At 57.0% G+C, this 13128-nt stretch carries 10 protein-coding genes and 2 pseudogenes; 10 read left to right on the top strand and 2 right to left on the bottom strand.

From position 1 onward, the window contains the following. Positions 1-33: 33 nt before the first annotated feature. The gene (locus RQ479_RS24720) at positions 34-288 is read right to left on the bottom strand and encodes a hypothetical protein (RefSeq protein WP_245486708.1); all 255 of its coding nucleotides are present in this window, start codon (positions 286-288) and stop codon (positions 34-36) included. After that, positions 242-557: pseudogene (locus tag RQ479_RS24725) on the bottom strand (DDE-type integrase/transposase/recombinase); the annotation flags it as partial. The pseudogene RQ479_RS24725 and the gene RQ479_RS24720, both read right to left, overlap by 47 nt. A gap of 385 nt (positions 558-942) precedes the next feature. Here RQ479_RS24725 and RQ479_RS24730 point away from each other — a divergent pair. From RQ479_RS24730 to RQ479_RS24775, 10 genes and pseudogenes are all read left to right on the top strand, one after another. Beyond that, on the top strand, positions 943-1161 hold the full coding sequence (locus RQ479_RS24730; RefSeq protein ID WP_128289274.1) for a helix-turn-helix domain-containing protein: 219 nt from the start codon (positions 943-945) through the stop codon (positions 1159-1161). A 272-nt stretch (positions 1162-1433) separates the two neighbouring features. Next, positions 1434-1882, top strand: a pseudogene (locus tag RQ479_RS24735) (transposase); the annotation flags it as partial. A gap of 266 nt (positions 1883-2148) precedes the next feature. Further along, positions 2149-3384 (top strand): methylaspartate ammonia-lyase, encoded by a 1236-nt coding sequence (locus RQ479_RS24740; RefSeq protein WP_127395343.1) that lies wholly within the window; start codon positions 2149-2151, stop codon positions 3382-3384. A gap of 32 nt (positions 3385-3416) precedes the next feature. Next, positions 3417-4568, top strand: a complete 1152-nt coding sequence (locus RQ479_RS24745) for a CaiB/BaiF CoA transferase family protein (RefSeq protein WP_376702827.1) — start codon at positions 3417-3419, stop codon at positions 4566-4568. A gap of 132 nt (positions 4569-4700) precedes the next feature. Further along, a complete protein-coding gene (locus RQ479_RS24750) occupies positions 4701-5612 on the top strand; it encodes a CoA ester lyase (protein ID WP_128289275.1) in 912 nt (303 codons plus the stop codon). 133 nt (positions 5613-5745) lie between these two features. Then, positions 5746-6672 (top strand): LysR family transcriptional regulator, encoded by a 927-nt coding sequence (locus RQ479_RS24755; protein ID WP_128289276.1) that lies wholly within the window; start codon positions 5746-5748, stop codon positions 6670-6672. A 196-nt stretch (positions 6673-6868) separates the two neighbouring features. Further along, entirely contained in the window at positions 6869-8302 is a 1434-nt protein-coding gene (locus RQ479_RS24760) for an NAD-dependent succinate-semialdehyde dehydrogenase (protein WP_128289282.1), read from the top strand. A gap of 6 nt (positions 8303-8308) precedes the next feature. Further along, positions 8309-9853: a fumarate hydratase gene (locus RQ479_RS24765; protein WP_128289277.1), complete on the top strand. Its 1545-nt coding sequence runs from the start codon at positions 8309-8311 to the stop codon at positions 9851-9853. 499 nt (positions 9854-10352) lie between these two features. Then, complete coding sequence (locus tag RQ479_RS24770) at positions 10353-10850, top strand: Lrp/AsnC family transcriptional regulator (RefSeq protein WP_095488146.1); 498 nt, start codon at positions 10353-10355, stop codon at positions 10848-10850. Between the two features lie 1415 nt (positions 10851-12265). Beyond that, positions 12266-13126 (top strand): DUF4231 domain-containing protein, encoded by an 861-nt coding sequence (locus RQ479_RS24775; RefSeq protein WP_095488148.1) that lies wholly within the window; start codon positions 12266-12268, stop codon positions 13124-13126. The last annotated feature ends 2 nt before the right edge of the window (positions 13127-13128 follow it).

Raw genomic sequence — 13128 nt, forward strand, 5'->3', positions numbered from 1 at the left:
CGCCGGCGCAGGTGGCGCCAGGTAAGATGACCTTCACCCAACATTGGTGCAAATGCCGTCACGCTCCGTGTGATAGAGTTGCTCACCATTAATATTACCGTGTTGATCGATTCGTGTGGCGCGCCAATTCTGATGAGAAGCCGCGCTCGCAGCTTCATTGTCGCGCCGCAGATCGAGCGTCATCAGGATGCGCAGAATGGTTGTCTTACCCGAACTTGATGGGCCGATCAGCGCCAGTTCCTCGCCCGGCATCGCTGCCGTCGTTGACAATGGGATCGGGTCGACCATGGCGGACGCGACGGTCGCCGACACTGTGTAATGGCGCGATAGAGATGCATCCACTGGCCACGGACTTTATGTACGTCTCATCCGCATGCCACTTGCCGGTCACGGCGCGCTTGCGCCGATTGAAGTGCGTCAGCAGCAATGGCGAGAAGTGAACGACCCAGAGATGGAGATGGTCAATGCTTACGCCGCACTCGGCCATCATATCCTTCAGGTCGGGCAGGCTCAAGCCATAGGCCAGATACCTGGTCGAAATGGCGGCCCTTGATCATTTGAAACCCTCCGGCAGATAACCGGAAAGCCATGCCGTAATCCCCGTAACTGAAAAGTTTGCAACAGAACCGCCGGCACTGGCTCAAGAGCCGGATCGATGCCCAGAATGAGATCGGCCAGCTCTTCTACGCTGGCATTGTCGGCACAGGCGTCCAGGATCCGCCGGTAAATGGTGAAATGCTCCCTGTCGTAGCTCGTGAGGCTTTCCGACCAGGGGACTTCGTCCTTGATGTTGGCTTCATTTTCGGTCTTGCCAATTTGATGTGAGTAGATGGTGGCGGCCGGCCGGTTGCGGCCTGGCTGAGCTTCTTCACCGACGACCAAACTGTAAAGAAGGAACGATCCTTCCTAGAACGATAATTCCTTTTCAGCGCCTATCTCGCTGTGGATCTCAAAGAGGTCATGGCGATCAACATGCATCGCTTGCGCCATGAACAGGATCTGACGCAGGAAGAGTTGGCTGCACGCGCGGATCTTAGCATGCGCTATGTGGGCTCGATCGAGCGTGCCCGCGTCTCCGCAAGCGTCAGCGTGCTCGGACGACTTGCGGAGGCGTTCAGCATTGACCCCTGCGAGCTAATAAAACCATCGCGCAAGGTATAGCATTCGCGATCGCCCTCGGCGGAAGCGGAAAATCCAGCCAGCTTTTGACGGCGCTCGCACGCCTGACGACGCGCTCCTGTCGTGAACTGAGCCGGCTTTTCTTCGGCAAGCAGGCAGTCTCGGCCATATGGTTGCAGCGGCAGCCACAAAGAGCCCAACAGCACGACCCGTGGCGATTAAATGCTCTGATTGCTCTGATCCCTGAAAACTGAATCGTTCGAAAGCGGAGTTTTCCGCGGTAACATCCCCTGGCTGGGAGGAACGGAAGACGAATGAAGGCATCGAAGTTCTCAGATGCGCAGAAGGCGTTCATTCTGAAGCAGGGATCGGACGGAATCTCCGTCGCGGAGATCTGTCGTCGGGCGGGGATCAGCCAGGCGACGTACTTCAACTGGAAGAAGAAATACGACGGACTGCTGCCGACCGAGATGAAGCGGCTTGAGGACGAGAATGGCAAGCTCAGGAAGCTGGTGGCCGATCTCTCCTTGGACAAGGAGATGCTGCAGGACGTCATTCGCCGAAAACTATGAGGCCTGGTCGCAAACGTGAGCTGGTAGCGGAGACGTGTGATGAGTGGAACGTGTCGATCCGGCGGGCATGCCGGCTTCTGGAGTTCGGCACGTCGACCTATCACTACAACTCCCGCCGCCGTGATCAGGCCGGCATCGAAGCTCGGATCGGCGCGCTAAGCCGCGCGAGGAGCAGGAGTGATGTTCGACGCAAGGAAACGCCTTCCTAAGCGGTGTCCGCAGGCTTGCCTCCGCAGCAAGAGCGGCGGTTGTCGCCAAGGACCGGGCAACACAAGCCTCACTTCCTGCGATGGAGCCGACCGGGCGCGTTTCCCCGGAGACGGAGGTTGGCCATCTAAAAACGCGATGGTTCAGCCCCTGACTATGTATTGGCGAACAGGGCGGTAGCTGAGGCATAGTTGGGACTGCAATGGATCGAAAAGGCCTGGTGCTGACAGTAGAACGAATCGAGCCGAATATGCAGATTACAGACATCCTGATCGCGCCCGGGAACGGCGCTTTTTTCTATGATGACCAGACTGCCATTCGCGGTGGCGCGATCCAGGACGGGTTTAGGTATGCCGGCGAACCCGCTACTTCCGGATTCCGGTCCATTCGCGTTCCGGCATCTTCGCTCAGCATTGGGCTGGTTCTGTCCGACGACGTCATTGTTTGGGGCGACATGATGGGCGTCCAATACTCTGGTGCTGGTGGACGCGATCCTTTCTTCGATGTCGATCAGATTGCGGATTTGACCTTGCGTGCTGTAGCGCCTCGGCTTCTCGGTCTCGATGCGTTTTGTTTTCTAGACGCTTGCGCAAGGGCCTTTGAGCCCTTTCGCGGGATGCGGCTACCCTTGGCGCTCGAATATGGCGTTAGCCAAGCTCTTCTTGCCGCGGCCGCCCATCTCCGGCGCAAGACCATGGCCGAAGTCATATGTTCCGAGTTTGAATTGCCGCTGCCCACGCGCAGGGTTCCCATTTATTGTCAGAGCGGCGATGCTCGCGAAATCAACGTGGACAAAATGATCCTGAAGGGGGTGGATGTGCTTCCCCATGGCCTGATCAACTCACGGCAGAAATTCGGCGTCGGCGGCCAGACCTTCATGGAGTTCGTGACGTGGGTTGCAACGCGTACGCGGCAAATCGGCCGCCCGGGTTATCATCCGGTGCTGCATTTTGATGTGTATGGCTGGATCGGCCAGGAAATCGGCTTGGAGCTGCAAAGCATCGCCGACTTTATCTGCAGGGTTGCAGATACCGTCCCGGATTTCGTGCTCAACATTGAGTCTCCGGCGGACTTTGGTTCGACGCAAGCCCAAATTGACAACTACGCCCGGATTGTATCGATTTTGGACGACCGAGGTTCTAGTGCTCGTATTGTCGTGGACGAAAGGTGCAACACGCTTGAGGATATCCGCCTCTTTGCAGGAGCGAAGGCCGCGCATCTCATTCAAATCAAGACGCCCGATGTCGGCTCATTGGCTGACACGGCACGTGCCGTGCTCCTGTGCAAGGAGAACAAGATAGGCGCGTACGTTGGAGGAAGCTGTACCGAGACAGATCTCTCTGCCCAGGCTTCTGTCCACGTATCGGTGGCGACCCAGGCAGACATGATGCTTGCGAAGCCTGGAATGGGCGTCGACGAGGCATTCTCGATCGTGGGCAATGAACAGAACCGGTTGCTGGCGATGCTGAATCGTCGCCGGGCTTAAGACAAAATGTTGGATGAATAGAGCGGTGTTGCATGCAGAACTCTCTTGAGGGGATCACTGTCGTAGCTGTGGAGCAGGCCGTTGCTGCACCGTATGCATCGTCTCGCCTTGCCGATGCAGGCGCTCGCGTGATCAAGGTTGAGAGGCCTGAGGGAGACTTTGCCCGGAATTACGATAAGTTGGTGCGGGGGCAAAGCGCTTACTTCGTTTGGCTCAACCGGGGTAAGGAGTCAGTCTGCCTGGATTTGAGGTTGGAGGCGGACCGTGCCGTGCTGGACACGCTTGTTGCTGCTGCCGACGTCTTTATCCAGAATCTGAAGCCAGGCAGCATCGAAAAACTCGGCTTCGGATCTGCGGATCTGCGTCGCCGTTTTCCGCGGCTAATCACCTGCGACATTTCGGGATTTGGGGAGGGGGGGCCATTTTCTCACCTCAAGGCGTATGATCTCATTGTTCAGGCCGAAACAGGTCTGTGCGCAATCACGGGTACGCAGCAGGGGCCGGCACGGGTAGGGGTGTCGGTGTGCGACATCTCGGCAGGCATGACGGCACATAGCGCCATACTTCAGGCGCTGTATCATCGCGAGGTCACTGGCGAAGGGGCTAGCATTCAGGTGTCCCTGTTCGATGCCGTCGCCGATTGGATGAACGTGCCGGTCCTGCAACACGACTACAGCAGCTACCACACGGTACGCGCGGGCGTGAAACACCCCTCGCTGGCGCCTTATGGCGCCTATCGCTGCGCCGATGGCAAGGACGTCATCTTTTCCGTGCAGAATGACCGGGAATGGGTGAATTTCTGCGAGAAATTCCTGAAGCGGCCTGAGCTCACGCGTGCACTTGGTTTCGCCGACAACATGGAGCGCCTCGGCCACCGTCCTCAACTTGATGAGATAATTGAGCTGCGGTTTTCCGAGCTGTCCTGCCACGAAGCGATGCAGGAGCTTGAGGCGGCCGGTTTGGCATATGGGCGACTGAACGAAGTGGCGGACATTTCAAGGCATCCACATGTTCGCCGGGTGGAGATTGGCACCCCTGAAGGACCCGTAGAGGCGATAGCCCCGGCGGCGATCTTCAACTCTGATCGGCCCTCACTGCGACCAGTTCCGGCTCTTGGAGCCCATACGGAGGCTGTCCGCGCGGAAGTTCGAGCAGGTTTGCGCGCAACAGCCGCTTCAGAATGAGCGTGCCTGTTGTCGAAGGGCGCGATCGCGATCTACAGAGTACGTGCCAACTACTGGTCGCTCCCAGTGCCTCGGCACGCCCAGCAAGCACACCGACACCGCCGCGCTAAAATGGACCGCAGAGGCGACTTCATGAAGGACACCGTGCCGGCCCTTGAAAGCCCAAATTCTGTTCCCCGCTGGAGATCTCTGCTCTTCGTTCCCTCTCATGTTCCGCGCTTTGTGGAGGCGGCTCATGAGCGCGGGGCAGATGGCGTCATACTCGACCTCGAGGACTCCGTTCCCGAGGATCAAAAAGGTGAGTCACGGCGTCAGCTTTCTGCATCCGTGGCAAAGGTGGGCCGCAGGGGCGCTTATGTTTTAGTTCGCGTGAATCGCGGTTTGCGTGCCTTGGCGGACGATCTCGATGCAGCCGTGATTGCGGGTGTTGATGCACTTGTCCTTCCGAAGACGGATTCGGCAGCGTGGGTAACAGAGATCGCGAATGCGGTATCGGAACTTGAACGAGAAAGAAATCTTGCGGTGGGTCGAATCCGGTTCCTTGCCTTGATCGAGACCCCGGCAGCATTACAAAGTCTCTCAGCCATTGCGTCGGCCCATCCCAGGATGGTTGCAATGGCGCTGGGTCCTGAAGACTTCAGTGCCTCCGTTGGCGGTGCCCCGGAACTCGACCTTCTTTTGACACCGAACCTTTCTGTTCTGTTTGCCGCTCGCGCCGCAGGCTTGCTACCGCTTGGCTTCGTAGGAAGTATCGGCGAGTTCTCAGACAATGATAGACTTCGTGAAGCCGCGGCGCATGCGCGGCGGCTTGGCTTTTCCGGTGCTTTGGCGATTCATCCAAACCAGGTTGCCATATTCAATGAGGCTTTTTCGCCAAGCCCACAGGAACTCGAATGGGCCCTTCGTGTCCTCGCGGCGGAAAAAGATGCGACGGCGCAGGGCAGAGGCGCGTTCGCGTTAGACGGAAAGATGATCGATCCGCCCGTTATTCGAAGGGCTCGAGAAATTATCGCCACGGATCCGGGCGCCGAGTTGGCCGTTTGAGTCCTCAGCGGGTTGATCAACAAGACTGGGACGACGACAGCAAGCGTCAGCAACTCGGCACAATTATTGCTGTCGCGCCATCACATTTCAAGATAGATTACGTCAATTGCAGTCCGCCCTCGGAAGGGTACCCGTGGAAATCAGGCAGTTAAGATACTTCGTTGGCGTGGTCGAAGCAGGCAGTTTCACGAAGGCCGCTGGCTTTCTGAATGTCGCCCAGAGTGCGCTGAGTCTGCATGTGCGCCAATTGGAGGAAGGCTTCGGCACTCAGCTGCTGATACGCGACAGGACCGGCGTGAGCGTGACGGCGTCAGGAGCCAAACTCCTGGAGCGGGCGCGGGCGATTCTCAAAGAAATTCGACTTACCGAGGTGGAATTGACCAACACAGCCGCTTCCCCTGCCGGGGAGGTGACTATTGGCATTCCGTCTGGAGCTGCTCGCGTCCTGAGCGGTCCGCTGCTTGAGGCGGTGAGAAACGAACTGCCCAAGGTTTCCCTCAAGATGGTCGAGGGCATGACGGGACCGTTGGAGGAGTGGATGGCCGCTGGACGCTTCAATCTGGCGGTTCTGTACCGCACCGCAGACAGTGTGGGGCGAATGACGGTGCTAGCGCGCGAAGACCTCTGTCTGGTGGTTCCGTCCGGCGAGCCACCGTTTGAAGATGCGATATCTCTGGTCGACCTGCATGCATTCCCCCTGGCGGTTCCCATGCGCAACAACAATGTCAGGCGTTCGGTGGCTGATGTCGTCGCACAACACGGTTGCGCGCTGGACGTCAAGTTTGAAGTGGACTCCCTCTCAACGATCATCAACATGGTCGTAGAGGGAAAAGCGCATTCTATTCTCGCCCCGTCTGCGGTTCAGAAAGAAGCCTCCCAAGGGCTGGTCCGGACTGTCAAGATCGTCGATCCGGTGATTACCCGCTCCGTGGTGCTTGCTGTAAATCCCAAAGATGAGCGTTCTGCGGCCGTTTCTGCGGTCCGCAAGCTCATTCCGAAGGTCGCCAGAGCATTGATTGAAACCCGGGACTGGGCAGCGGTGGCGCCTGAGGCGACCTGACAACCTAACCTATAAAGCTGGGCATAATCTTTTGCGGCCATCAGGATCAGCCGGATCTGGATTCCAGATGGATTTCGGCAATATTCGATATTTGACCCGCCGCGACCATCGCGATGAAACTGGCTCAAGCGAGTTCAGCAGTTTCGATATTGAAACTGCGCTCGTATGGCAAGAATTCAGTCAAGTGGAGCCCGCGATGTCCGACGCCAAGAGTTACGAGCTCTTCATTAACGGCAAATGGCGAGCCGGTGGTAGCCGAGCCACTTTGCCGGTGATCAACCCGGCGACGGAGAAGGTATTTGCCTCAGTGGCCTCGGCTACGGTTTCAGACTTGGATGAAGCTCTTGCTTCGGCAGAACGCAGCCGCAAGGCATGGTCCTCACGACCCGCCAAGGAGCGTGGCGAGATCCTCGTCTCTGCCGCCAGCATTCTGGCAGAGAAAGCTGGCGCCGCAGCCAGGGACCTATCGTGCGAACAGGGAAAGACGATTGCCGAAGCGACAGGAGAATACGCGCGCGCAGTCGAAACGCTGGAATGGAATGGCCGGCATGCCGATGAGTTGTCGGCCCCGATTCCATTGGGCTCGAACAGGATGATAGCCCCGGAGCCGCTCGGTGTCGTCGCTGCATTTACGCCATGGAACTATCCGGCCGTTCTTATCGCCCGCAAGCTCGCCCCCGCGCTGGCGGCAGGCTGCCCGGTGATCCTCAAAGGGGCCGAGGAGACGCCAAGCGTGGCTGTCCATATCGTGGAATCTTTGCGTCAAGCAGGGATACCGGAAGGCGTGGTCAACCTGGTCTTCGGTGTTCCTGTGCATATATCGCGACATCTGCTCAGTTCGCCAGTTGTGAAAGTCTTGACGTTCACGGGGTCGACCGCTGTTGGAAAACAGCTGGCCACGCTCGCCGCGAAGAATTTGCAGCGCTGCATTTTTGAACTCGGGGGACATTCCCCGGTCATTGTGTGCGAAGATGCAGATCTGGCAAAGGCGATACCGGCTATTTCGGAATACAAATTCGAGTGCGCGGGCCAGAGTTGTAATGCGCCCAGCAGGATTTTTGTCGCCCGATCCCGCTATGAGGAATTCCTGTTCCGGATGACGGAGGCGGTCCGAAAAATCAGGATCGGTCCACCGGATGACCCTGCGACGCAAATGGGGCCAATGGCAAACGCGCGGCGAATAGAGGCCATGCAGCGCCTGACCAAGGATGCGGTAGAAGGCGGCGCCCGCATCGAGACCGGTGGCGTCCCCCTTGACCGACCGGGGTTTTACTGGCCGCCAACCATCCTGACGGGCGTACCGAAGGAAGCGAGAGTGCTTCATGAAGAGCCGTTCGGACCGATCCTCACTGTGGCTCCTTTCGATACGATCGAAGAGGCGATCGATGAAGCCAACGCCACGGAGTACGGTCTGGCCGCCTACTTGTTTACTGGCGCGGCCGATACGCAACAGAGGCTTGTGAGCGGTCTTTCTGCGGGCGCAGTTAGTGTGAATTACCTGAAAGGGGTTTCCGCTGATGCCCCTTATGGAGGAGTCAAGCAAAGCGGCTATGGATATGAAGGCGGCGAGCAGGGGGTGCGAAGCTTCCAGATTCTGAAAATGGTCAATGGCCTCGGTTCATTTGGATAAAATCCGGTGGGAAACAGATCACGGACCATCGCCGGTAGCGACATCACAAGGAGCGTCGCCGACGCCCTTCAGTACATCTCGTACTATCATCCTCCAGATTATATCCGGTCTCTTTCTCACGCATACACGCGAGAACAGAGCCCGTCGGCGAAGAATGCCATAGGTCAGATTCTGCTGAACTCCCGCATGGCGGCCTTTGGGCGGCGCCCGATTTGTCAGGACACCGGACTTGTGGTTGTCTTCGCAAAGGTCGGCATGGATGCCCGCATTAAGTCAACGGCCAGTTTCGCTGATCTTGTGAATGAGGGCGTACGTCAAGCCTATCTCGATCCGGACAATCCCCTTCGGGCATCGATCGTTGCGGATCCCCTCGCTAGACGGGTCAACACCCGCGACAACACGCCGGCAGTTGTCCATGTCGACTTGGTGCAAGGTAACCAGATTGAGATCACCATCGCCGCGAAAGGCGGCGGGTCGGAGAACAAGGCACGTTTTACCACCCTCAATCCCAGCGCCTCCGTTTCCGACTGGGTGGTCAATACCGTTTCGACTCTTGGCAGCGGGTGGTGTCCACCTGGACTGATCTCTGTCGGCATCGGTGGTAGCGCTGAAAAGGCGATGCTGCTGGCCAAGGAGGCCATGAACGAGCCCATCGATATGGCGGAACTGATCGCAAGGGGGGCGTCAAGCGCAGAGGAGGGGCTGCGGATTGAGCTTTATGAGCGGATCAACGCGCTTGGTATCGGCGCCCAAGGCCTTGGTGGTCTGACGACAGTCGTTGACATCAAGGTTGCGACCTATCCTACTCATGCAGCGTCCAAGCCTGTGGCGCTCATCCCGCAATGCGCCGCCAACCGGCACCTGAAGTTCACTTTGGACGGCTCTGGACCCATCAGCCTCCAGCCGCCCGATTTGCGCGAATGGCCCGACATCGGAACCGACGAATTGAACCCAGCCGGCGTCCGGCGGGTCAATTTAGATACGCTGACGAAGGAAGAGACGGCATCGTGGCGCTGCGGTGAAACGCTCCTGCTGTCTGGAAAGTTGCTGACGGGCCGTGACGCTGCCCACAAACGAATGGTCGAACTGATCGATGCCGGCAAGCCGCTTCCAGTCGATCTGCGGGGACGGGTGATCTACTACGTCGGCCCCGTCCGGGCAGTGAGGAATGAGGTCGTTGGACCCGCTGGTCCAACAACCTCCAGCCGCTTGGACGATTTTACGGACAAGGTGCTCGCCGAAACCGGCCTTTTCGCGATGGTGGGCAAAGCGGAGAGGGGACCGGCGGCCATAGCGTCGATTGTAAGACACAAAACGCCATACCTTGCTGCAGTGGGTGGCGCTGCTTACCTGATTTCAAAATCGATTAAGGCGGCGTGGATCGTTGCCTTTGAAGACCTGGGCATGGAAGCCATCTATGAATTCGAGGTGCAGGACATGCCTGTTATCATGGCCGTCGATGTTGAGGGAAACTCCATTCACAATTCCGGGCCTCTTGAGTGGCGTAAGCGTATGGCGGCCGACAGCATCGCACGCAACATCGGTGTTTGAGTCTTTCCGTTGGGCGATTTCGGCCAGACTCCCGCGCCAAATTGTCGGGCAAGCCGTAAGACGAGCGGCATTTGCGGTGCCATGCGCCTTGGCGGGCCGGACGAGCAAGGCCTTCAATTCACTCCAATAGCTGAATGTGCCAGTGAATACTGCATTGAATATGCCGTACACGCGATCGAGGCTCGAATGCCGTCGCGGCGTCTATCAAGTACGGCAGCGGAGTTCAGTAAATGGGTTATCTATTTATCAGGAGGTCTCCGCCGCGGCCGGCTATCCTCTCCAGCTGCATCATTGCCCCGTTAGGCGTCGCGGCGATAGCCAAACTACTTCTGCAGCTTTTCTCAGCTGATCGCTCTCCCTCAGCTGATTTTGGTACCCATTCTGGCACATCTCGGGCCTGGAACGGATGCCTTCCACTGCTACATTCGCTCGTTTCAATTGATGATAGAATTGATCGGCACACAACGCGATGTCGATCGCTGCTTGAGAGCAACAGGTTATGAAGTCGAAACCCGACCCCGTGCAACTCGACAGTTGGGACGTCCGGATTCTCTCCGAGATTCAGGCAGACGGTCGGATTTCAAAAAGTGAGCTTGCAAAACGAGTTCATCTTTCGGCGTCGGCCTGTTCGGAGCGGCTCCGAGCACTCAAGGCCGCAGGGATTATTGAGGGATTCTATGCGCGACTGAGTCCTGCCCTCATTGGCGGCATGATCTTTGTGATGGTAGAAGTCGTGCTGGATCGCCATCGTCTTGAGGACCAACGACACTTCGAAACTGCAATCCAAGAGATCCCGGAAATCCTGGACTGCTGGGCAATTGGGGGGCGCGTCGATTATCTGATGCGGGTCGCATCTCCTTCTATGGCCGCCTATCAGGATTTCATGGAGGGACTGCTGCAGGCAGGCTTGGGGATTGATCAATACTATAGCCTTGTCGTCACGAAACCAGTGAAGTCCAATTCACCGATACCTTTGTCCGCACTGAGGCAACGGTGAAACCGAAAGTTTAAGTTTCAACGGCGTTTGGCACGGATCCCGTAGATTCGTCGGCAAAAGGCGCCCATTCCGACGAAACTCAAGGGACATGTGCGGTATACTAATTGCTGGAAAAAAGTGGCCGAGCGCTATCCGCCGGTTGATGGCAAGGAAGGACGATGCGCTTGAGCAATCTGGAACCGATCATTCCAGGAGACGAATCGAAGCAGCCATCGGAAACGCACTTGCCCAGCACGGTTACGGCGAGAAGCCAAACCGGATCGTGCCTGGTTGAGGAGGCGTCCATATCTAAGATGCGAAGTGCCGAAAAATGCCTCTACCGCTACTTCAAGGGGGGAACTTTCGCCCTGGATTGGCGATCAGTGGCGATTGAGCTTAGTCGCGGTCAGCGCATCCGTGTAGGGGGCGAAATCTACAGCGAGGGTTTGGCAAGCCGACGGATAGCGGGAGTGCAAGCTGGCCCGCTTGGCCTTGGCGACCAACCCGGCCCTCAACGCCTGCGGACATTCGGAGATCGCTCCATCGCGTTTTTACGTCCTAAGTTCGTTGCTGATCGAGATTAGGAGATCGTCTGTCCTGTTTGACATTGCTGGTCTCCGCAGCCTTCTAAGCGAGGAGCATGGCTGTGCCGGGGTCGCGTAGGTGGGTGACAAGGCCGGTCACTCCTGCCAGCCGACGTGGTCTTTGAGAAGGTGGAGGTTGCGCTACCCGGCTGGAGAGCATGGTGCCAGTTTTCACAAGACAAGGGTCGCTTAATCGAATGGGCGTCAAGTTCATAAATTGCGAACAGATCATGGGGGGATTTGAATAGTGCTACTGACCGAGGCAGAGCTGAAAAGAGTTGCGAATGCCAGTCGAGGACATAGAGCCGCATCGATCGTTCTAAAGGAAGAGACGGCCGCAGCTACAGCCAGATCGTCATTCGACGTTTTTCTGTCACATTCTTTCAAGGACGCAGAGATCATTCTCGGTGTGAAGCGAATTTTCGAGGAGCTTGGGTTCACTGCTTACGTAGATTGGGTCGAAGATTCACAACTGGACCGCACAAAGGTCTCCTCGGCCACCGCCGAGTTGCTGCGGACCCGTATGAGGCAGTCAAAGACGCTAATCTATGTGCATTCAAACAATTCTCCAGGATCCAGATGGATGCCTTGGGAGCTTGGCTTTTTCGATGGGTTTCGGACCGCGGTAGCGGTTCTGCCCGTGGCAAAAAATTCTTCGGAAACATTCTCCGGGCAAGAATTTTTGGGCCTATACCCTTACATTGATGGGACAGGACCTGCATTCCTGTTTATGAACAGAGGGATCGCGCCTCGCTCAAGAATAGGCTCTGTAAGCTCGACTGCTAACCTCACGTTTGCCAAATCCTGGCTTAAAGAATTTACCGCCACAAAATAGACTGGTGTGCTTCAAAAATGAAATATCCTGGACTCTATAATAGCGCCGACGTGGCATCCAACGAGCAGCAGGCGACGTTTCTCCGCCTGATCCGGGCAGAGTACGTTCTTCTTTTTTTAGCGTCGGTGCTCTCTTTGGACTTGTCGTCATCAAAAGCCTATTTCGGTGTCTATGCTGCGGTATTTCTTTGCTCAATGGGAGTCCTCATTTTCCGGTCGGTCACAAAGCCCGAGCAGGTCTGGTATCAGGCTCGAGCTCTGGCAGAGTCGGTGAAGACATTGACTTGGCGCTTCGCGATGCGAGCACAGCCGTTCGATGACGCGCGCGCGGCTGACGCCAGAGCTGATTTTCGAAAGCTTATGGAAGATATCCTTGATAGCAATCGTCACCTTGGTAGCGCGTTGAGCGGCACCGATTCAGCATCGCCCCAAACAACGGACGAGATGATGTCGATAAGGGACTCCCCGCGAAAAGAACGAAAAGACCTATATCTGCAGAGACGAATCTGCGACCAACGGAAGTGGTACGAGAAGAAGGCGCGCTCGAACAAGAGGTCCGCGAAAGTCTGGATGGGCCTTGGTATTTTTGCATACGCTCTGGGATTCTCGTTCATCGTAGTACGCATCGCTGACCCCGCGATGCCAGGCTGGCCGACCGAGCCGCTAATTGTCATCGCCGCCTCCCTTATCGGGTGGACCCAGATCAAGAAATTTAACGAATTGGCATCGGCTTACACGTTGACAGCTCACGAGATCGGCTTGACTGCCGACCTTATTACGGACGCCAACTCGGATGAGGCATTCTCCGCCGCGGTGAACGAAGCCGAACTGGCTTTCTCACGGGAGCACACCCAGTGGGTTGCTCGTCAAAACAACTAAGA

The organism is Mesorhizobium sp. ISC25, from assembly GCF_042295465.1.
In the GTDB taxonomy this organism is placed as follows: Bacteria; Pseudomonadota; Alphaproteobacteria; order Rhizobiales; family Rhizobiaceae; genus Mesorhizobium.